The organism is Maribacter zhoushanensis, assembly GCF_029350975.1.
In the GTDB taxonomy this organism is placed as follows: domain Bacteria; phylum Bacteroidota; class Bacteroidia; order Flavobacteriales; family Flavobacteriaceae; genus Maribacter; species Maribacter zhoushanensis.
Genome location: NZ_JARKMR010000001.1, coordinates 175,619 through 197,673 on the forward strand (window position 1 = coordinate 175,619; position 22,055 = coordinate 197,673).

At 35.1% G+C, this 22,055-nt stretch carries 13 protein-coding genes and 1 tRNA gene; 7 read left to right on the plus strand and 7 right to left on the minus strand.

The window, feature by feature from the left end; translation table 11 throughout:
• The first annotated feature begins 12 nt into the window (after positions 1-12).
• Positions 13-86 (plus strand) — tRNA-Cys (locus PXD56_RS00735).
• A gap of 46 nt (positions 87-132) precedes the next feature.
• Here the strand turns inward: PXD56_RS00735 and PXD56_RS00740 are convergent.
• Positions 133-537 (minus strand): DoxX family protein, encoded by a 405-nt coding sequence (locus PXD56_RS00740; protein WP_276491449.1) that lies wholly within the window; start codon positions 535-537, stop codon positions 133-135.
• 8 nt (positions 538-545) lie between these two features.
• The gene (locus PXD56_RS00745) at positions 546-1,706 is read right to left on the minus strand and encodes a DNA polymerase III subunit (protein ID WP_276491450.1); all 1,161 of its coding nucleotides are present in this window, start codon (positions 1,704-1,706) and stop codon (positions 546-548) included.
• 125 nt (positions 1,707-1,831) lie between these two features.
• Here PXD56_RS00745 and PXD56_RS00750 point away from each other — a divergent pair, with 125 nt between their 5' ends.
• From PXD56_RS00750 to PXD56_RS00760, 3 genes are all read left to right on the plus strand, one after another.
• Positions 1,832-3,022: a phosphoglycerate kinase gene (locus PXD56_RS00750; protein WP_276491451.1), complete on the plus strand. Its 1,191-nt coding sequence runs from the start codon at positions 1,832-1,834 to the stop codon at positions 3,020-3,022.
• Positions 3,023-3,142: 120 nt separating this feature from the next.
• Positions 3,143-4,774: a LysM peptidoglycan-binding domain-containing protein gene (locus PXD56_RS00755; protein ID WP_276491452.1), complete on the plus strand. Its 1,632-nt coding sequence runs from the start codon at positions 3,143-3,145 to the stop codon at positions 4,772-4,774.
• A gap of 12 nt (positions 4,775-4,786) precedes the next feature.
• Positions 4,787-5,791: a DUF4837 family protein gene (locus tag PXD56_RS00760; protein ID WP_276491453.1), complete on the plus strand. Its 1,005-nt coding sequence runs from the start codon at positions 4,787-4,789 to the stop codon at positions 5,789-5,791.
• A gap of 106 nt (positions 5,792-5,897) precedes the next feature.
• Here the strand turns inward: PXD56_RS00760 and PXD56_RS00765 are convergent, their stop codons facing one another.
• From PXD56_RS00765 to PXD56_RS00785, 5 genes are all read right to left on the minus strand, one after another.
• On the minus strand, positions 5,898-6,074 hold the full coding sequence (locus tag PXD56_RS00765) for a DUF6747 family protein (protein WP_276491454.1): 177 nt from the start codon (positions 6,072-6,074) through the stop codon (positions 5,898-5,900).
• 318 nt (positions 6,075-6,392) lie between these two features.
• Complete coding sequence (locus PXD56_RS00770; protein WP_276491455.1) at positions 6,393-8,900, minus strand: OmpA family protein; 2,508 nt, start codon at positions 8,898-8,900, stop codon at positions 6,393-6,395.
• 332 nt (positions 8,901-9,232) lie between these two features.
• The gene (gene tatA / locus PXD56_RS00775) at positions 9,233-9,418 is read right to left on the minus strand and encodes a twin-arginine translocase TatA/TatE family subunit (protein ID WP_073241438.1); all 186 of its coding nucleotides are present in this window, start codon (positions 9,416-9,418) and stop codon (positions 9,233-9,235) included.
• Between the two features lie 166 nt (positions 9,419-9,584).
• Positions 9,585-10,517 (minus strand): PorP/SprF family type IX secretion system membrane protein, encoded by a 933-nt coding sequence (locus PXD56_RS00780; protein ID WP_276491456.1) that lies wholly within the window; start codon positions 10,515-10,517, stop codon positions 9,585-9,587.
• An 8-nt stretch (positions 10,518-10,525) separates the two neighbouring features.
• Positions 10,526-17,566 (minus strand): T9SS type B sorting domain-containing protein, encoded by a 7,041-nt coding sequence (locus PXD56_RS00785; protein ID WP_276491457.1) that lies wholly within the window; start codon positions 17,564-17,566, stop codon positions 10,526-10,528.
• A gap of 375 nt (positions 17,567-17,941) precedes the next feature.
• On the opposite strand from PXD56_RS00785, the gene PXD56_RS00790 reads away from it, so the two are divergent.
• From PXD56_RS00790 to PXD56_RS00800, 3 genes are read left to right on the plus strand one after another with little or no spacing between them, the layout of a single operon-like run.
• The gene (locus PXD56_RS00790; RefSeq protein WP_276491458.1) at positions 17,942-18,814 is read left to right on the plus strand and encodes a M23 family metallopeptidase; all 873 of its coding nucleotides are present in this window, start codon (positions 17,942-17,944) and stop codon (positions 18,812-18,814) included.
• A gap of 6 nt (positions 18,815-18,820) precedes the next feature.
• The gene (locus PXD56_RS00795; RefSeq protein ID WP_276491459.1) at positions 18,821-20,326 is read left to right on the plus strand and encodes a GH3 family acyl-acid amido synthetase; all 1,506 of its coding nucleotides are present in this window, start codon (positions 18,821-18,823) and stop codon (positions 20,324-20,326) included.
• Between the two features lie 46 nt (positions 20,327-20,372).
• On the plus strand, positions 20,373-22,055 hold the full coding sequence (locus PXD56_RS00800; RefSeq protein WP_276491460.1) for a DUF6909 family protein: 1,683 nt from the start codon (positions 20,373-20,375) through the stop codon (positions 22,053-22,055).

Sequence of the window (22,055 nt, forward strand, 5' to 3'; positions counted from 1 at the left end):
TCGCTAAAAAATGGCATCGTGGCCGAGTGGCTAGGCACAGCTCTGCAAAAGCTTGTACAGCGGTTCGAATCCGCTCGATGCCTCCAAAATCCCTCCTTTTAAAGGAGGGATTTTTATTTTATGTAATAGTGGTTATTTGTGTACTTGCAACAAGAACAGTAAAATTACGGTTGGTATAAAATAAACAGCTATTGTTTTTGCGCCTTCATAATCTTTAGCAATTCGCTGACCAAACAATAGCATTAGTAATGTTATGGCTGATAAAATTGCACCATTAAAGGCAATATTTCTTCCGCCTGATGTTAACATTTCATAGATACCAACACTGCAAAGAACACCTGAAACTACTTCTGTTACAAGTATAATACCTACAAGTAAAGGAACAATATTTTTGAACGGGGTAGCAGAGAAATGTTCTTTCAACCAAGAAATATTACCGTTCCAATCTGTAATTTTATCAAAGCCGCTTTGTAAAAAAGTGATGATTAAAAATAAGAGTATTATTATTTCTGTGGCATTGTAATAGAAAGTGTTCATAGCGAAGGTTATTTAAGTTCGGTTTTTTTTCGATGAAGTAATCGTGTTAGTTTAATGGAAAGGTCGGTGAAAATTATTTTTGAGTTTCCATTTCTTTCCACATGGTAAATAGCATCCTCAAGCTCTTTGGTAATGTCCAAAATATTGTTTTCATGAACAAAGGGTGCAAACTTCTTCAATTGAAATCCTTCGGCATGTATTTTTAGATAAGCAAGTTCTTCTGCACCATAATTGATCATTAGTGCTTGTCTCATAACCGTAATGCAATAGCTTAGAAAATTTTTCTGTGTCTCTCTACCGGTTTTTGCAACCTCTTCACTCCACAATAACAATTCATGAATGGCTGCTTTGTTGCCTTTTGCCTTAAAAGCGGTACGTACCCATTGAACAAACCAATTTTCAAACACTAGATCTTCAGAATCTTTGTTTAAAAGGTCTAATGCCTTGTTGTAATTGCCATTTGCTTCATGAGCCAAAAGCATTGCTTCTGGTTTACTAGCTCCTTTTTCACTTAATGCGGTTGCAATGGCGTCTTCTGCCAAGGGTGGAAAATGAACGATTTGACATCTAGACTTTATAGTCTGTATAATTTGCTCTTCGTCTTCACAAAGCAGTAAAAAAATAGTTTTGTCGGGCGGTTCTTCAATTAGCTTTAATAATTTGTTAGAAGCGGCAATGTTCATCTTTTCCGCCATCCAAATAAGCATCACTTTATATCCGCCTTCATAAGATTTTAAGGATAATTTTTTTACAATATCTTGCGCTTCATCAACACCAATTTGACCTTGTTTCTTTTCAATTTCAATGTGGCGATACCAGTCGAACAAATTTCCGTAGGGCTGTTCTGTAATAAACTCTCGCCACTCTTTCATGTAATGGTTACTAACGGCGTGAGATTTTACCTTGTCAGAATTAGAAACAGGAAATGCAAAATGAACATCTGGGTGAGCAAACGACTTAAATTTTAAATTACAAGCTTCATTACCGCCATTGTTGTCCCCATTGGTATTCTGACAGATAATATACTGGGCATAAGCCAATGCCATAGGCAATAGCCCACAGCCTTCTGGACCTACAAATAGTTGGGCATGTGGTATTCTACCTGCATCTGCACTAGAAGACAAATGCTTTTTAATATGTGAAAGTCCTAAAATTTCATTGAATAACATAGATTCAAATATAGTTGTTTAAAGCACAACAAATTTAATGGTATTGGGTGTAAATTATCCTATTTAGCACTTTATCACAAGCCATTTAATCTTTACATTTGTTACCTAACAAAAGGTAATATCACATGAAAGTATTGAATGACTTTAATTTTGAAGATAAAAAGGCGTTAATTAGAGTGGACTTCAATGTTCCATTAAATGACCAATTTGAAGTAACGGATAACACTAGAATACAGGCAGCTAAGCCAACAATTATAAAAGTGTTGGAAGATGGCGGTAGCGCTGTGTTAATGAGTCATTTGGGAAGACCAAAAGGTGAGCGTAACGCAGATTTATCTTTAAGTCATATCGTTGATGCTGTTTCTGATGTTATTGGAGTAGCGGTAAAATTTGTTGCGGATTGTGTTGGTGCTGAAGCTGAAAAAGCAGTTGCAGAATTGAAAAGTGGAGAGGTACTTTTATTGGAGAACCTGAGGTTTCATAGTGAAGAAGAAAAAGGAGACGAAGCTTTCGCAGAGCAACTTTCTAAATTAGGAGATATATATGTTAACGATGCCTTTGGAACGGCTCACCGTGCACATGCATCAACAACTGTAATAGCTAAGTTTTTTCCAGACGCAAAATGTTTTGGTTATTTATTGGCGAAAGAAATAGAAGCGATAGATAAAGTAATGGCCACTGGTGAAAAACCTGTTTTGGCAATTCTTGGTGGAGCAAAGGTTTCTTCTAAGATTACTATTATTGAAAACATACTTGATAAAATTGATGATTTAATCATTGGTGGTGGTATGACATATACATTTATTAAAGCTCAGGGCGGTAAAATAGGAGATTCTATTTGTGAGGACGATAAGATGGAACTTGCTATGGAAATTCTTGAACAGGCTAAACAGAAAAATGTAAATGTACATATACCTGTAGACGTTGTTGCAGCAGATGCTTTTGATGCAAACGCAAATACACAAGTGGTAGATGTAGACAAAATACCAGACGGTTGGCAAGGACTAGATGCCGGACCTGATACCTTACAAAACTTCAAAAAAGTAATATTGGCTTCTAAAACTATTCTTTGGAACGGACCAATTGGTGTTTTTGAAATGGAGAAATTTGCTGCCGGTACTATAGCTGTTGGTGATTATATTGCAGAAGCTACAAAAGAAGGTGCATTTTCATTAGTAGGTGGTGGAGATTCTGTTGCCGCAGTGAAACAATTCGGTTTTGAAAACAAAGTTAGTTATGTATCAACAGGCGGAGGTGCAATGTTAGAAAGTTTAGAAGGTAAAACATTACCAGGGATCGCCGCTATATTAGACTAGTAAAGGGGTTATCGATAAACGGCATACAACGAAAATTTGTGCATTTTAAGAGAAATTATTTTATTCTCATTAAAAAATGTACGATTTTCGTTTGTTCCGTTAACATATTTTCACCCCATTATGAAGAAAGTAGCCTATAACTGTTATTATTTACTAGGATTAACCTTAGTACCTTTTTTAGGGTCTGCACAACAAGAAGATGTTGTCACAACTGTAACAGACTCTTTGACAAGTAATCCTATAGTTGTAAATGATTCATTGAATAACAACACTCCGTTAAGTCAATTGAATATTGTACAAAATTCAAAAACAGAAAACTTAACGCTATTTAAACCTACAGAATCTTCTTCTTATAATCTTCAGGACAATGCATTAGCAGCTAAGTTTGATAGTCTTTGGATGAAAGAACTTGTAGATGCGGCTCCTCTTTACAATGAAATGTATGAGGAAATTATGGTAGAGCCAGATACGGCTTCTGCCTTCGTTCTGGACTTGCCTACCGATACTTTAAAAATGCGTTTGGCAAGATTGAACGCTAAAACACCTTTTAACGTTGAATACAATAAGTCTTTAGAAAGTGTTATTAAATCATTTTTGACTAGAAAAAGGGGTTTAATGGAGCGCATGCTTACCATAAGCCAGTTTTACTTTCCTTTGTTTGAACAAGAATTTGACAATAAGAATATTCCATTAGAAATGAAATATTTATCTATTGTTGAATCTGCACTTAATCCTAAAGCACGTTCAAGAGTAGGGGCAACTGGTCTTTGGCAGTTTATGTACGGTACCGGAAAAGAAATGAAATTGAATATTAATAGTTACGTAGATGAACGCAGTGATCCTATAAAATCTACTGCAGCAGCTGCCAACTATTTAAATAGATTACACAGAATATATGACGATTGGGATTTGGCTTTGGCAGCCTATAATTCTGGACCTGGTAACGTAAACAAAGCCATTCGTAGAAGTGGTGGGCAACGTAATTATTGGAATATAAGAAGAAATCTACCTAGGGAAACCGCTGGTTATGTTCCGGCTTTTCAAGCGACAATGTATATTTTTGAATATGCAGAAGAACATGGTTTAAAATCAAAAAGAACGGATCGCGCATATTTTGAAACCGATACCATTCATGTAAAAAGCCTAATTACTTTCGACCAAATTTCTGAATTGGCGGCTATTGATAAGGATGAACTTAAAGTGCTTAATCCTCATTATAAACTAGACGTTATTCCTTTTGTAGAAGGAAAACCTCATGCATTAAGATTACCGGTTCATAAAATGGGAAAATTTGTGGCCAATGAAAAAGCTATATACGCACACGTAGAAAAAGAATTAAAAGATAAAGAAGGTTTAATTGCTAAAATTGAAAAACAAGCAGAGGCCAATAGCATTAGATATAAAGTTAGAGATGGTGACTTTCTTGGTAAAATTGCAGAGAGATATGGAGTACGTGTTAGCCAATTAAAGCAATGGAACGGTTTACGAAGTAATAATTTACGTATTGGACAACGTTTAACTATATACCCAAGAAAAAACGCCAGTTCTTCTGTTAAACCTAAGCAAACCCCTTCTAGAACGGCAGTTGCCGGTAATTCAAAAACGCACGAAGTTAGAAGTGGAGACTCTTTATGGACGATTTCAAGAAAATATCCTGGTGTAACCATTGAAAATTTACGAAAGTGGAACGGTATTAGTGGTAATAATTTAAAGCTAGGCACAAAACTTAAATTGTGCGACTGTTCATCGTAAATTAAAACACCAATGAAAAAAAGAATTTTACTTTGTTTTATGGCAATTTTAGGATTGTCTATTGCCTGTAAAGAAGAAGGCAAGGCAGATTATTTACCAGAATCTGTAGGAGCCATGAATACCCTAACGGTGGTTATTGATAATGACCTATGGAAAAGTAGTGTAGGTGATGCCGTTCGTGAAAATTATACAGCTGCTGCCCAAGGCCTAACTTGGGATGAAGCTCTTTTTAGTGTAACTCAAATACCGCAACAGATTTTTAGCGGAGCCATACGTAACACTAGTTCTGTCCTGTATGTTATGGAAGACACTTTGAATATAGCACACATGAAGTCTAACATGTATGCCAAACCACAAAAGGTTGGTGTCATTAAAGGACATAATAAAGAAGAGCTAATAGAGAACATCAATAAAACTGCAAAAGAGTTTATCGCCGACTTCAAAGCTTTGGAAATAGGTAAAGCACAAAAGCGTTTTGAGAAGTCGTTGAACAAAGAGAAAGCCTTAGAAGACAAGTTTGATATCTCAATGAAAATACCTTCTATTTATAGAGTAGGTAGAGAAGAAGATAACTTTGTGTGGATCGATCGTCAAATTCAGAAAGGAAACATGAATATTATCGCATACACCATGCCTTGGGATAGTTTTCAGAACGATTCTACTTTTGTACAAGATATTATACAAATGCGCGATTCTATTGGCGGACTATATATTGGCGGAGAAGATATACCTGGTAAGCAAAATCATATGATTACGGAAAAAGCTTTTTCTCCATACGTCTTCCCTGCTGAGGTTTCAGGTAAAAAGGCTGCAGAAGTAAGGGGAATTTGGGAAATGTCGGCTTATCCAATGGCAGGTCCGTTTTTGACGTATATAATAAATGATAAAGAGAACAATCGTAAATTAATTGTTGAAGGCTTTGTTTTTGCCCCTGCAACCAAGAAAAGAGATTACATGTTTGAACTAGAGGCGATTATGAAATCGGTAAGGTTTAATGTTAATGAGGAAAGTAAATAACTACTTCTTATTCAATTATATAAAAAGTAAAAGGCTCAGGAAATTCCTGAGCCTTTTTTATGTAAATACCGCTTGTTTTTTAATGCAAGCCAAGTATTAATGTCAATTATAAATTACTGAAAGAAAAGCCAGTAGATACTCTAAAAATTAGTGCATAAGAAGCGTAGGCAATTAATACAAAACACAACCAAGAAAATATTTTAAAGTAATGCTCTAAAATGAAACTTCTCCAGTTTCTAAAGGCTTCAATATAAATTTCTTTTACTAAGGTAATTTTTTCCATGTTCAATGATTTAGGAGTTCTTGCTCGTAAAGATGTTCAATCTTAATGCCTTTATTGGAAAGTTTCGGTAAAAGGACCAATTATTCTACAAAATGTAATGGAATGAAATCACTATCTATCAAGGGTAAAAATGATAGATAAACAGCATGTTTGCTGTCTCTTATAAAATCCGATGAAGCGTATAAAATCATAGATTAAAAAGTAGATGTATTGATAATTGGGCAGGCAGGTAAATTCTCCAATTATATAAACCTTAAATGTTTATAAAACAAAAGACCCGCTAATTAGCGGGTCTTTTATTATGGTTGTTGTTTATTATTACATGTCTACGATAATGAACTCTGATCTACGGTTAAGGTAGTGTTGTTCTTCTGTACAGCGAATAGTTCCGTCACAATCGTTGATTAATCGTTCTTCCCCATAACCTATAGCACTTTGAATTCTGCTTGGATCTATACCTTGAGATATGATATAGTCTCTAGTAGATTTAGCACGTTTATCAGATAGGTATTTGTTGTAAACGGCCGCACCCCTTGAATCTGTATGCGATTCTATTTTTATGACCATATTAGGCGAATCGGTCATTACTTCAACTAGTTTATTAAGTTCTACAGCAGCATCGTCACGTATGTATGATTTATCAAAGTCAAAGTGAATCATCTCTGTCTTAAGTTTCTTGATACCATTTTCAACAGCGATCATATCATTTAGTTTTCTCATTGAGATATCTACATTGACCGTATCATTGTCTTTAGTTGCGGCTTCTCTGGTATCATCAAAGTATGAACCTTTGGTGGTTTTTAATACATATCTGGTATCGGCATCTAAATCTTCAAAAATGAAATTACCATTTTCATCGGTTTCCATTTCTTTAAGTTTAATGTTGTTTTCATCAAGCAACTCCACTAATGCATTAGGCATTAAATCACCAGTTATCAATTCTGTTACAACACCTGCAATAGCATTTATACTAGTTGGTATTTCTTCAACTTCCAATGTTTTAAATGAATAGATATCATCATCGCCCTTACCGCCGTCACGGTTAGATGCAAAGTATCCTTTCTGAGTTTCTTCATTAACAATAAATGAAAAGTCATCTTTGCTACTATTAACCGGCTTACCTACATTACGAACTTCTAAAAAGCCAGCTTCATCATCAAAGGCAACCTCAAATACATCTAAACCACCTAAGCCTACATGACCGTCAGATGAGAAGTATAGTTTTTTGTCATTTATAAAAGGAAACATTTCTTTATGCTCCGTGTTAATTTCTGGACCAAGATTTCTTGGAGAAGAAAAAGAACCATCTTCAAGAACATCTACTACGAAAATATCTGTATCACCAATACTACCTGGCATATCAGAAACAAAATATAATTGTTTTCCATCAGGGCTTAATGCCGGGTGACCTGTAGAGTAGTTGTCACTGTTGAAAGAGACCTCTTCTGCCTCTAACCATTCATCGTTAACTTTTTTTGAACGATAAATTTTAAGGTGGTTAATTCCGTTCTTATCTCTCTTTAGTTTCTTACCATAATTGTTTCTGGTAAAATACATAGTCTCATTATCTGGAGAGAATGCTACAGAAGCTTCATGATATTTAGTATTGATTTTTTTAGAGAACTTGATAGCATCTTTAAAATCTTGAGACTCTTCATTTACCTTGGCAACGAATAAATCTAAATAAGGCTGATTGTTCCATTTATACTTTCTGGTATTAAATATCGATGAATCTTTCGCAGATGCATAAACCATTTCTTCACCACCATAATACATAGGTGAAAACTCAGAGTACTTAGAATTGATATTTAGGTTATTGATATCAAACCTTTCTTCCATTCTTAATAGACCGTCTAGAACTATTTCGTTTTGTTCAATGTCTTGCTCAATTTCTTCACCCGCTAATTTCTTATTGTACAGCTTTAAAAGACGCTTAGATCTTTTATAGTTACCAATACCTTTTAGTGAGTGTGCATATTTAAATAAGTAGTCAGAACTCATGTCAGACTCATATTTGGTATATAATATGTTATACCACTTATAAGCGTTTTCCATATCTGTATTAAAGTAATGGGCATCACCAGCTTTCTTTAAAACATCATATGTATAAGCTTTTTCTCCTTTAGATAAGGCTTGCTCATAAATTTTTGCAGCTTCTGCATACCACATTTTATCAAAATACTCATCTGCTCTTTTAATGAGTTTAGATTTAAACGCAGGATCGTTATCTTTTGATGAAGTAAGCATTTCATAAGAAACCTCTTCTACAGGTATAGTTTCTGTTTCTAATTCAGTTACTGGTGTTGTCTGTAATGTTGAGGTAGCTTCTATTTCTGCTACTGTTGGTAATTCTGAAACAGCTTCGGTTTCATTATACACATTATTGTTGATCATTTTAAGAACCCATACCTCATCATCGTAACGATTGTCAAATTCTGTAGAACAATCATTTAAAGCTTCTTCCCAAGAAGTGTAGTGGTTTAAATACAAATAGTATAATAGGTTTTGAGGATTCTGAAAGTACCCAGCTTCAAACCCTTTTCTATTTAATTTTTTAATTTGAGAATTTAGATTTTTATCTTTTGAAAATGTACCTGCTATAACGTAGTATCCATTTTCGGTATTTTCTATATCATGAAAAGCTCTGTATGGAATAGACAGTGCTTCAGCAGCTCTTTGAAAATCTTTTTTGTCGTTTTCTTCAGCTACGGATACTATTGAGTCCTCGATGTTATTTGATACATCAGACTCTAGTTCATCTTGAAAACCTTGAGCTTGGGCAAAAACGATAAAGACCAGAAAAAATAAATTTAATACACTTCTCATAGACATAATTCTTAGTTGAACATTACGATCAACTGGGGTTTTAAGTATAGTACCAACGGTTAGTTATGGATTTTTAGTACTATAAGTCTAACGAAATTAGTAGTAAAGCGATATTCTGAATATTAATTGTTGTGAAAGAGGGTTTTTATGTCGTGAAAGAATACTATTTAGTAGCCTCGCAGCCAATGTGATCCCGATAAACGGACAATTTATACGATAAGTTGCGTGTTTGTTACTTCCACAGGAGATTTACATTTAGGGAAATAATATATAAAACCAAAAAAGCTCTGAATATCAGAGCTTTATAAATTATATGAAAGGGTAAAATGTACTTATTCCTTTTTCTTTTCTTCTAATTGTTCATCTTCTTTCGAAGCATCTTTAAACTCTTTAATTCCACTACCTAAACCTCTCATTAGTTCTGGAATCTTTTTTCCTCCGAATAGAAGTAGAATTACGACTACCACTAATATAATTTGTGGAGCGCCTATGGCCAAAAAAGTAGATAATATTGTCATAAGACTATGATTTAAAATGGATTTCAAAGATACTAAAAAGTTCTTAGTTTGCTGTTAATATTAATAGCAAGTGATTTTTTATTTATAAGATACTATTTGTCAGCTGAATTCCATATAAAATACTAATTGGTATTATCTGCTTGTTGCGCTAAGTTTATTGCTTGGATTAAAAGAAACGTGGCGATTTAATTCTCGTGATTTTAGATATTAATTGGTAGCGTAGAAATATTTCATGCGTACCAGAATTATAGGTTCCCAGATTATTAGTTGTTAGATCATAAGCATACCCTAAGTTGAATTGAGGATTAATCTGAAAGCCTAAAAGGGCTCCAATAGAATCATCCCATCTATAATTTACACCCAAAGTCAATGCTTCGTTAAATAGAAAGTTTAAAGATAAGTCAGCTATTAAAGGCGCACCCTCAACATACTTTACAAAGGTTGATGGTTTAAACTTTACCATAGAATTTAGGTCAAAAACATAACCTGCTATCAAATATAAATGCATTCTTTCTGTACCTACAGACTCCTCTATAGCATTATACCGTTTGTTATATAATACGTTCGGAGTTGATAGACCTATATATGCCTTGTCTGTATAATAAAACAAACCTGCACCTACAGAGGGCAAAAGTTCGCTATTAATGTTTTCATTAAAAAGTACATCTGGATCACGATATGTACCTTTTGACCAATCTACACTAAGAAAGCGTGCACCAGCTTTTAAACCTAATGCCAATTTATGTCCTCTTCTGTTTAAAATTATATTATGCGCATAATTGAGGTCTAGGAATGTTTCGGAAGAAGGACCTATTTGATCTTGAACTATAGAAAATCCTATACCATCAGAACTATTATATGGAGAGTCAATACCTAGTGATATGGTAGTAGGTGATCCATCTATGCCCACCCATTGACTTCTAAATAAAGAAGTTATCGTTAAATGTCCTTTAGACCCTGTATAAGCAGGGTTTACGGTCATGGTGTTATAATTATATTGAGTATACTGAGGTTCTTGTTGCGCACTCGCACTTTTTATACCCAGTAGCGCCATAATGAGCGTTGTGCTTACATATATGTGGTTTATTTTCAACTTCATTCTAACATTTATCTAGTTATATATAACCAACCTGTTTTTGCATCATTGATATCTTCATTCGGTATCAATATGTAATAGTAGGTGCCTACGGGTAATTTTTCATTACCGTTAACGGTTGCTCTACCCTGTGATGTACCGTCCCAATCATTGTTATATCCTTTAGTTTCATAAACTAAAGTTCCCCATCGGTTAAATACCTGTAAGTTGTTATTAGGATAATCTTCAATACATTCAATAAAGAAATATTCATTACTGCCATCTCCATTAGGGGAGAACTCATTAAAAATTACCAAACATTCTTCATCTAATGGTTCATTAAGGGTTACTGATACCTGATCTTGATTGTTAGCAGTATTCGGGTCAATTTGATCCATATAATCTACTCGAGCAATATTGGTGTAATCATCACCTTCTTGCACGGTTACGGTTAAAAGAAGTTCTGCGGTTTCACCAGGTAGTAACAATGGTATATCCCAGAACCCGGTTTCAGGATCATATGTACCTGTACTATTGCTTTGCTGTACCAATACAAAACCATTAGGTATATTTTCTTCTATACTTACATTTGTTGCCGCTAAACCACCTATGTTACTGGCAGTAATAGTAAAAATGATTTCATCTCCTATTTCAGCGGTTTCGCTAGAAACTATTTTATCAATGGTTATGTCAGTTGATGGTGAATTGATTTCATGTTCACTTTCATCATCTTCATTTGGCGAATTTGGATCATAGTTATCTACAGTAGAATCTGAGTCGGTTTCGTTCACCTGAGTTACTTGAACGACATTTTTATATTCACCTTGTGTACCTTTTGGTATATTTACTCTTGCGCTATATGATAGTGTTAGGCTTTCTACACCTAATGAGGCTATATTCCATGAAATGGTATCATTTGAAAAAGTACCACCGTTTGATATTGATGTCCCAATGACAACTAGTCCAGATGGTACATAATCTTCAATGACGATACCCGTAGCTAAATCAGGACCAGCATTTGTTACAGTTATTTCATATGTAATTTGATCATCAATATTTGGATTAATACTGGAATCTGAGGATAAAGATTTGATCAATGACAAATCAACGTTGTTAATTGATATAGTATCCACCGAATCCTCATCATCTTCGGATTGATCTCCGTCATCATTGTTCGGGGTAGAATTTGGATCTGTTTGATCACTCGCAGTTACTTGTGCTATGTTCTTATATTCATCGGCAGCGCCAGTCGGTGCGTTTACCGAAACATCATATGTCAATGAAGTAGTGCCGGAAGCAACAGTAGCCAAATTCCAGGTAATAGTAGAACCGGATAATGTTCCGCCATTAGAAATAGTAGCAATATCTACAGTATATCCAACAGGAACCACATCTTCTATACTAACATTGGTTGCGTCATTTGGACCGGCATTCGCCAAATCAATAGTAAAAGTTATAATATCTGAAATATCAGGACTGGTATTGGAAACCGATTTATCCAAGGATAGATTTGCTTGTTCGTTAACATTTACTGTATCCACCGAATCCTCATCATCTTCCGATTGATCTCCGTCATCATTGTTCGGGGTAGAATTTGGATCGGTTTGGTCACTTGCTGTTACTTGTGCTATATTTTTATATTCGTCGGCAGCGCCAGTAGGTGCGTTTATAGAAACATCATATGTCAATGAAGTTGTACCGGAAGCAATAGTTGCCAAATTCCAGGTAATAGTAGAACCGGATAATGTTCCGCCATTAGAAATAGTAGCGATATCTACAGTATATCCAACAGGAACCACATCTTCTATACTAACATTGGTTGCGTCATTTGGACCAGCATTTGCTAAATCAATAGTAAAAGTTATAATATCTGAAATATCAGGACTGGTATTGGAAACCGATTTGTTTAAGGACAAGTCGGCTTGCGCATTTACACTGACAGTATCCACCGAATCCTCATCATCTTCAGATTGGTCTCCGTCATCATTGTTAGGGGTAGAATTTGGATCCGTCTGGTCACTTGCTGTTACTTGGACAATGTTTTTATATTCGTCGGCAGCGCCAGTCGGTGCATTTACCGAAACATCGTATGTCAATGAAATCGTTCCAGAAGTTACAGTTGCCAAATTCCAAGTAATCGTATTTCCTGTCATGATACCACCATTAGAAATAGTAGCAATATCAACAGTATACCCAACAGGAACCACATCTTCAATACTAACGTTGGTTGCATCATTCGGACCAGCATTCGCCAAATCAATAGTAAAAGTAATTACATCCGAAATATCAGGACTGGTATTGGAAACCGATTTGTTTAAAGATAAATCAGCCGAGTTATTTACCGAAGGGATTACAAATGAAAGTGGATTACAAAAACAATTGCCAACCGCAGGTTCTAGTTCAATAATTAAATTACCGCCAACACCGCAAAAGGCTGTAGTGGTAAATGATGCGATTTCATTTATAGTATTCCCACTTAAAATTTCAGTATCTAAGTTTCCGGTATATATTGCAGTACCAGATTTATTATCTGAAGCATCTGTACAGTAAACGTTATAAGTAGCTCCCGATGCAATCGTATATGTGCCAATATTTTCAATACTAAAATCTAAATCATAGGTGTAATCTGTACCATTATTTACATACGTAGCTTCTGGAGCGGGAGTTGCAAGCCCAATTTCTGATTTGTACGTTTCTATTGGAATACTAGCATTACCTGTAGCAATTTCTGTAGTTCCACAAGATACTCCCATACAACTTAATGCATTGGTGGTTACGTAGGTCGCAATATCAATATTGGCAGTATCAGCACAACTGGTTGATTGGTTGCTAATATCAAAATCGTAAGTTAACGTATCGGCAGATGTTGCGCCTTGTGGTAATTTTAATTCTATTTCTTGATGGTCACCTACCGTATTGGTATTAATATAGGTAAGTTGTAATGGGCTTGTTGATGTAAAAGATGATGGTACATACGCTATACCGCTTGGTAAAATTACACGGACATAATCTTCATTACCTGTAACACCGTCAACAATAACAGTATTTACACTAACGGTTTCTGCTTCACAACCCTCTAATCTAGCCGTGTTAGAAACTGACATTGTATTATTTGTACTATATGGAGGTTCTGCCCCAGTAAGGATTATTGGGTTTGCCGATATTCTACTTCCGCTTCCGGTAGCTGGATCCATGTAAGGACTATTACCGTTTATAGTGTAAGCCGTGCCTGTATTTGATACGTAATTACATTGTGCGTTCAAGGTTAAACTAATTATAGCTATTTGCTCGTCTATACTTGCAACATTCAATGAACCTGGTATACCATTTTTAGCTGCTATAAACGAGTGATCTAAGAGATTTATAGCAACATTATTACCGGATATTGTTGGTGTTATGGTTTCAATATTTCCGGAACCTCTAGGGTATTCTATAGTTAACCCATTAATTAATAAAGCAGAAATATCACCTGGTACATCAAAGTCAATTATTGGTGAAATAAGATCGCCTTCACCAGCATTTCTTGCTTCTAAAGTGATATCAAAATCTGTACAAGTATCTACAGTTGTACTTGGTTGATTTAATATTTGTAACTGTATTGCTGCAGGTACCGGACTTAAAGTAAAAACTTCTTCATCATAATATGAAATGCCGCTGTAGCTTGTTGGGTAGGCTATACAGTCATAATTATGAGAAATATTTAAATCTATTGGGCTACTTGATGTATATGTACCCTCAAATCTTATTTGTCTACAGATCCAGCTACCACCTTCCATATCACCAAACTCAATATAAGTGACATCATTTTCAGTAGAGAAGTTCAGGGCTGTTTCAGTAGCTCCGTTCACTAGGTAGGCATTAGTTATCATATAATTAGTGCCGGTATCTACTCGTAACCAATTATTAATGATTTCAGTCGCGTTTTGTTTACAGATGTCAACGGTAAAACCTTCTAATTCTGAATTTCCTATTTCTGTAGGGTTTGCTGTAGATAAAAAGTATACAGGTTGGTTATATGTAAAATCTTTAGTGTCAGTTTCCGTTTGTCTGACAGGAGTATCTGCATAAGCATATTCATCATAGGTGACAGAAATATCATGAGAGCTTATTGTAGGTGTAGCACTTGTTGCAGTCAGATTTATTGATACACTAGGGTAATTGTTACCTCCTTGATCTAAATGTACAAAACGTGGACCGGGCGTTATGGTTACAATATTACCTGAAACAGAATAATTTAATCCATTATTAAAGGAGGCCGGGTCTTCGTTCTCTGGCATTAGGCTTGGGTATCCATAACTACTAACTAAATCATTAAAATGCATACCGGTCGGTATTTCAATAGTGGTAGAATTCCATAATAATGGTGGTCTAAATTCATCTGGAAATTTATCATCTACAGATGACGCTTGAGCTAAACCAACATAAAGCCATTTTTCATCACAACCACTCGCTTGATTATCGATGTCCGCAGTAATATTGATTTCATTTTGAAAAAAATGAGCTCTATCATTATAAGCACCACAGTCAATTTCATTATTAGAACTGTCCAAGCTATAAAAACGACCTTGAAAAGCGTGAAACTGATATAGAAAAGCCTCATCAGGAAAATCTTCTTTAAATTGAAAGGTTAGCTCAAGAGAAATTTCATCGGCTTCTAATCCTTCACCATATTCATACGTAGGTGATATAAGACTTTGATAAGATGACAAGTCTAAAGTAAATCTATTATCATTGGTACTTTGTGTTGTAAGTACCGGAGAATTTGTAATTGGAAATGTTTGTGGTGATCCGGTTGAAAGGTCGTTAATAGTAATTGTACCTCCTGTAAAACCAATAATATCTTGCATACTTTCACCACTCTCGGTAATGTATCTCATTTCAAATACTAAATTATCTTGAGTTGTATTTTGCATTACGGCACTCGTAGAAACAACCATTTCATCTTTAGGCATGTAATATTTGGTTGCATGTACGGTTGGATCTAAAACCACTTTTGTACTCATGGTCTCATCGGTCCATCCGGCAGTAGTTCTACTTGCGTCAAAAGATGTCGTCATTGGTGCGCTGCAGGCATTTGGGCAATGTGTGGTAATATTAAAAGAACCACAATGCAAATCTTTGCTATAACAAGAGCTTTCGTAAGATGTAGTGTAGTTTAAAGAAAGATTTTCTGGGCCTGTATAGGCGCTACAATCAATATTCAGCGCAAAATTAATTGGTATTCGTAACCAGTAAGAGTTGTATTCAAAATCTTCTAACTGTGTTTCTGTAAAGATAATCTGATTGCCAATTTGTGCGTAACGGGCATCTGCGCTTGGATCTAAAGAAACGCCAGCAGGTATATCAAGAACTGCTCTATATATTGTTGATGCATCATTTGAAAACATTTCAATACCATTACACGTGGGCGATTGGTTCGATGCAATAAAATTACCTACAAATGAAAGATTAAAAACAGAACCGTCTTCAGCATCTAAGTCATATTCTTCAGGAAAATCCTCATTGAACAATGCAGCTCTATTTACGTAATGTCTTTCAAGCTCTTCACGAACCGATTTATTACTGCCACCACAAGAGTTTACAGCCCAAGCATCCATATTTAGACTCGCACTTTTTGAGTATTCTGCATCGTATGGATCGCAAGCTGGTGAAATTTGCAGCATAGTTAAATCAACGTTGATCTCTGTGAAGTCACCCGGTAATAAATCATCAAAAAATCCATCGCCATCCAAATCCTGTAATCCGCCTGGACCGTCCGGATCTGTAGTAAAAAAATCTTGACCAACAAGATATGATCCTAAACCTAGAGAACTGCCGGTAGTAGTATTTTCCCATAATACGGGTGTAAATGAGGACCCGCCGGTAAATCTAAAGTTAGATAATTGTCTATTGGTGTCATTATCATCACCATACATTGGGTTAAAACCAATGGAGGAAAGTCTATTGTCCCAAGTGTAACCAATATTGAAGTTAACATTATACGCATTGTCTGCACTTGCGTCATTTTCTAATCTGTAGGTGTATGTAACAGGAGCATCCCATCTTGGTCGTGGATCACTTATGGTTTGAAATGATATATTTGACCATTCTTGATTAAAATTGATAAAACCTGGTATGGGAGCCCCTATCTGGTAATACGTGCCAGTTGAGCATCCCCATCTAGGGCTATGTTGTGTTGATTGATTGTCAGTACAATTGGTTAATACTAATCGTTCTGATAATGTTATATTTTCATTTTCGAATAAATTGTCTCCGTCACCGACTTGACCTAAAAATGGTGCCGAATTTAAATCTATTGTGTAGGAGTAAAAGTTACCACTGATTGAGGGAGTCAAAACAGTTCCGTTAAAAGATAGTTTATAACCAGCTTGTAATCCGGGACTAATTTCTACCACATGATCAAATTGGGAAATACTACCGTTACCAGAATTATTGATAACCACATTTCTATTATTTACATCACCTACAAAAGCATCTATTGCCGTAATATCATTTACTGCGAGATAAGCGCTCAACAAAGTATATCCGTTTGCGGTTAGGTCACTATTGTTGGCTGTCTTTACCGTTGTGTTTTCTATATAGTCAATGGTATGTACATCTTTAAAAAGTCCGCCATTAAATGAGAACTGTACGGCATCACAATCACCTGTTTTGTCAAACGTGAACGTGACAACATCAGATAATTGCCAATTTTCATTGCTTGGTCTTTCTATTTGAAAAGTAGGTTGATTTAAATCTGTAATATCAAATTCAGATAGCACATAATCTCCAGAACCTGTTTGAGTATTGATTACTGCAGTGCCAGTCTTATAGTTGATACCTTCGGGTAAATCAAAAGCTATTTTGAAGGTGTGAAGTTGTGTCGTTTTTGATGTAATTGTAACCGTGCTGCTACCATCATTTGTGCCGCCGCAAACGCCCATGTTGGTGGAGTTAAGCTCAACACGATATTCTGAGTTGTTTATTTGTCCGTAACCAGTATGTAGCATACTGAAAAATAGAATTACGGTCATTAGACCTGTGTACGTTTTTAATAGCTGAAATAGTTTGATGTGTGTTTGAGAATGTATCATTAACTACTTGGTGAACTAGTTCTGATTTGGTTAGAATATGTAAGTTTCATAAACGCTAACTTCAAAACTAACTTTATAGACGGCTAATCAGTAATTTTTGTTGTCAATGGATGATATATAGGGGTTGTACATTCAGATATTTGATGTTTATAGTATAAGTAGGAATTAACTTACTTTTTAAATTTGATTAAATTTGGAAGTGGAATAGTTTTGAAATTGACTTGTCAACAAGCCATTAGGCTGGTAATATTTAGATGTTTTTTATGAGTAGAAAATGTAGAGAATGCCTTAATTAATTTAAGTTTGGGCAACACTTTGTAAATTATTCATTTTAAAGAAGGTCTAAAATTAAATTCTAAGTTTATCTTTGTTATAATGGCCAAAAAGAAAGTCAAAAAAAGAAAGGAAATAAAAAGGAAACTTCTTCATAAGTATCGTTTGGTAATTCTAAACGAAAGTACTTTTGAAGAGAAGATTTCTTTTAAGTTAAGTAGACTTAATGTTTTTGTGACAGGATCACTTTTCATGATAACTTTAATAGGGCTGACAACACTGCTTATAGCATTTACTCCTCTACGAGAATATATACCGGGTTATTCATCTACAAGATTGAAAAAAGAAGCTACTGAGCTAACGTATAAAACAGATTCTTTAATTAGAACCTTAAATTATACCAATAAGTATTTGGATAATATTAGAATGGTGTTAAAAGGTGATATTGAAAATAATGTTGTTAATAGAGATTCTCTATTTCAGCAATTTAAATTAGACCCGGCATCAGTAGACCTTAATCCTATAAAGGAAGATTCACTATTAAGAGCAGAGGTTGCACTTGAGGACAAATACAACTTGTTCGAAAGAACAATAGATAAGAAGAATTTAGTTTTGTTTACTCCTGTTTCAGGTTCTATTACAATGGGTTTTAACCCTAACGAGAAACATTATGCCGTTGATATTACAGCGGTAACCGATAGTCCTGTAAAGGCAGTTGCTAACGGAACAGTTATATTTTCTGAATGGACGGCAGATACTGGTTATGTGATTATTATTGAACATGAAGGCGGATTATTAAGTGTATATAAACATAATGGTTCATTGTCCAAATATCAGGGTAATATAGTAAGGGGCGGCGAGGTAATTGCTGCGGTAGGTAATACAGGGGAGCTAACCACAGGTCCACATTTACATTTTGAAATTTGGGACAACGGAACACCGATTGACCCCTTAAATTATATTGATTTTAATTAGAACGAAATGTCCTTAAAGACCATTGCTGCTAAAATATTTGCACACCGTATCGCTAAAAGAACCGATAGGTGGGTCAGTAACCCTATTGAGACGCAAGAAAATGTGTTCAAAGAACTTATTGCAAAAGGCAAGGAAACCAAGTTTGGAAAGGATCATAATTTCAAAACAGTAAAAACTCACAACGATTTTATAGCGCAGGTTCCTATAAGAGATTATGAGGAATTAAAGGACTATGTAAATTTAGCCGTAGCCGGTCAAGAGGATATACTTTGGCCAGGAAAACCGTTATATTTTGCAAAGACATCTGGAACAACTTCTGGTGCTAAGTATATTCCAATTACCGAGGGTAGTATTAAAGAACAAGTGAAAGCATCTAGAAATGCTATTCTTAATTATATTCATGAAACCGGTAGGGCGGATTTTGTGACCGGTAAAATGATTTTTTTACAAGGGAGTCCCGTTTTAACAGAGAAAAACGGAGTAAAACTGGGTAGGCTTTCTGGTATTTCTGCGCACTACGTTCCTAATTATTTACAGAAAAATAGAATGCCCAGTTGGGAAACCAATTGTATAGAAGATTGGGAAACCAAGGTCAATGCCATTGTGGATGAAACCAAAGATGAAGATATGACCGTAATAGCGGGCATACCTTCTTGGGTACAAATGTATTTTGAAAAACTTAAAGAAAATACCAATGAGTATGTAGGCGACTTGTTTAAGAATTTTGAGCTGTTTATTTATGGAGGAGTTAACTATGAACCTTACAGAAAGAAATTTGAAACCTTAATAGGTAGAAAGGTTGCTAGTATAGAATTGTTTCCGGCAAGTGAAGGTTTTTTCGCATACCAAAATTCTCAAAAAGAAAATGGAATGCTACTGCTGTTAGATGCAGGAATATTTTATGAGTTTGTACGATCAGATGAATTCTTTAATGAACATCCTGAAAGAATTACTTTAAAAGATGTAGAGATCGGTGTTGACTATGTTATGATTATCACTACTAATGCAGGTCTTTGGGCATACAATCTAGGTGATACCATTCGGTTTATTTCTGTTCATCCTTTTAAAATTGTGGTTTCTGGCCGTATAAAGCATTTTATCTCAGCTTTTGGCGAACACGTTATTGCCAAAGAAGTAGAAGAGGCTATGTTAGTAGCTACAAAGGCAACCGATGCTAGTGTAAGTGAATTTACCGTGGCACCACAAATTACCCCTAATGAAAATGAATTACCATATCATGAATGGTTTATAGAGTTTGAAAAATTACCATCTAATATGGATGTTTTTATTCAAGAACTAGATATGGCTTTACAAAAGCAAAATAGCTATTACTATGATTTAATTGTAGGCAAGGTGCTACAGACCCTCAAGGTTACTCCGGTCAAAAACGGAGGATTTTTAGAGTATATGAAATCAATAGGAAAGCTTGGCGGACAGAATAAAGTACAACGTTTGTCCAATGACCGAAAAGTGGTTGAAAGTCTGTCAAAATATAAGGCAGAGAGCAACTAGCTTTTAAATAACAAATTATAAATCGTAATTTCGTTTGAAATCATCCATGGGAAAAGCAATCACAACAACAAGAGCGCAAGAGTCGACAAACGCTATAGAACGCATGTATATTACTATGCGTCATTTATTTAATAGAGGTTTTTATAAGCCGAACGGGGTTTCTGGAGAAGCCCTAAAAAATGCCTTATTACAATTAAGACCTGAAATATATGGTTCTTTAGGAGAAGATAAAGCAGAGTTAAGTGGCTTAATTTATGTGCTGGAAAGGTTACCTGAAGGTATAGAACAATGTTCTTTTATCAATTTAACTTCAGATGAGGGTTATGGTATTTCTCATATAAGCCCAATTATTCCGCCTAAAAGAAGAAGAAACTGTTATCGTATAGATAAGGAGCAGATGAATATTGAGATTACTAGAGGGCGATCGGATATTTATGATATTCTTACCCACCTTACTTTTTTATTCATTGAGTCTGAAAAAATATGTAAGCGAGTTTTAATAACGGATACGGAAAGAACAATAAGAGATTGGGCTAAACTTGAGGCTGCTGTTCAAAAGGAAGAGTTAACTCAAGCAGAACGAGAAATTTCACTTATACATACTGCAAATATATTAGGTAGGTCATTTGAGGAAATTTTAGAGGTTTATAAAAATTTCAGTACAGAGAACAATCCAGATAGATTCTTGAATGTAATCTATTGGTTAGGTAAACTAGCTATTGATGAAGAAATATCTGGAGAAAAAAGAGCGGTAACGTTCAGTGCTTTGCTAAGAGAACGACTAGGGCACCATATACATGGGGAGCGTTGGGCAAATAATATCAAGGAAGTTTTAATTAAAAACAACCTTATGCATAGACCCATTCATATAATCTCTGCAAATATGCATAGTGTAATGAATTCTTTATTTGCAAAGGCAGCTCTTAAAAAGGAGTTTCCAAATACTGATTCATTAGAAATTTTTGAAGCTTTAAGTAGCTCTGGTAACGGGGCACTTAGAAAAAAAGTGTCAGATTTGGCAGTAAAGAACGGTATGATCATCATGGATGATACTTCTGGTACCAATATAGATGTTCAAATATTTGATACGGCAAAAATTAAGGTAGATAATTGTTCGTATGAATTTTCTGAAGAAGACGTTGATAAAAAACCTGTTATATTTGTAATGGATTACGCATTTGGTGAGCAGGCTTATGAGACTATAGATGAGTTATTGAAACCATATAGTACTAAAGAGAACAATGTCTCGTTGATAAATGTCGATTCTGTATCTATAATGGGCAAAGCAGGTATTTTAGAAGGCGGAAAAGGGGATTTAATGATACCATCTGCTCATATTTTTGAAGGAACTGCAGACAATTATCCGTTTAAAAATGAATTGTGTGCTAAAGACTTTGAAGGTTATGGTTTAGAGGTTTTTGAAGGTACAATGGTGACTGTTTTAGGAACATCACTTCAAAACAAAGATATTTTGAAGTTCTTTCATAAGTCAACTTGGAATGTAATAGGACTTGAAATGGAAGGTGTACATTATCAAAAAGCGATACAATCTGCTTCTAAGATACGTAAGAGTATTGGAGAAGATGTAAAGGTACGTTATGCATATTATGCATCAGATAATCCATTAGAAACCGGAAGTACATTAGCATCTGGTGGTTTAGGAACAACAGGTGTAAAGCCTACTTACTTGATTACGGATAAAATTTTAAAGCAAATATTTAATACATAG

Excerpts from the sequence above, each read along its gene's own strand:
- PXD56_RS00740 (WP_276491449.1), bottom strand. The coding sequence starts at position 537 with ATGAACACTTTCTATTACAATGCCACAGAAATAATAATACTCTTATTT.
- PXD56_RS00745 (WP_276491450.1), bottom strand. The coding sequence starts at position 1,706 with ATGTTATTCAATGAAATTTTAGGACTTTCACATATTAAAAAGCATTTG.
- PXD56_RS00750 (WP_276491451.1), top strand. The coding sequence starts at position 1,832 with ATGAAAGTATTGAATGACTTTAATTTTGAAGATAAAAAGGCGTTAATT.
- PXD56_RS00755 (WP_276491452.1), top strand. The coding sequence starts at position 3,143 with ATGAAGAAAGTAGCCTATAACTGTTATTATTTACTAGGATTAACCTTA.
- PXD56_RS00760 (WP_276491453.1), top strand. The coding sequence starts at position 4,787 with ATGAAAAAAAGAATTTTACTTTGTTTTATGGCAATTTTAGGATTGTCT.
- PXD56_RS00765 (WP_276491454.1), bottom strand. The coding sequence starts at position 6,074 with ATGGAAAAAATTACCTTAGTAAAAGAAATTTATATTGAAGCCTTTAGA.
- PXD56_RS00770 (WP_276491455.1), bottom strand. The coding sequence starts at position 8,900 with ATGAGAAGTGTATTAAATTTATTTTTTCTGGTCTTTATCGTTTTTGCC.
- tatA (WP_073241438.1), bottom strand. The coding sequence starts at position 9,418 with ATGACAATATTATCTACTTTTTTGGCCATAGGCGCTCCACAAATTATA.
- PXD56_RS00780 (WP_276491456.1), bottom strand. The coding sequence starts at position 10,517 with ATGAAGTTGAAAATAAACCACATATATGTAAGCACAACGCTCATTATG.
- PXD56_RS00785 (WP_276491457.1), bottom strand. The coding sequence starts at position 17,566 with ATGATACATTCTCAAACACACATCAAACTATTTCAGCTATTAAAAACG.
- PXD56_RS00790 (WP_276491458.1), top strand. The coding sequence starts at position 17,942 with ATGGCCAAAAAGAAAGTCAAAAAAAGAAAGGAAATAAAAAGGAAACTT.
- PXD56_RS00795 (WP_276491459.1), top strand. The coding sequence starts at position 18,821 with ATGTCCTTAAAGACCATTGCTGCTAAAATATTTGCACACCGTATCGCT.
- PXD56_RS00800 (WP_276491460.1), top strand. The coding sequence starts at position 20,373 with ATGGGAAAAGCAATCACAACAACAAGAGCGCAAGAGTCGACAAACGCT.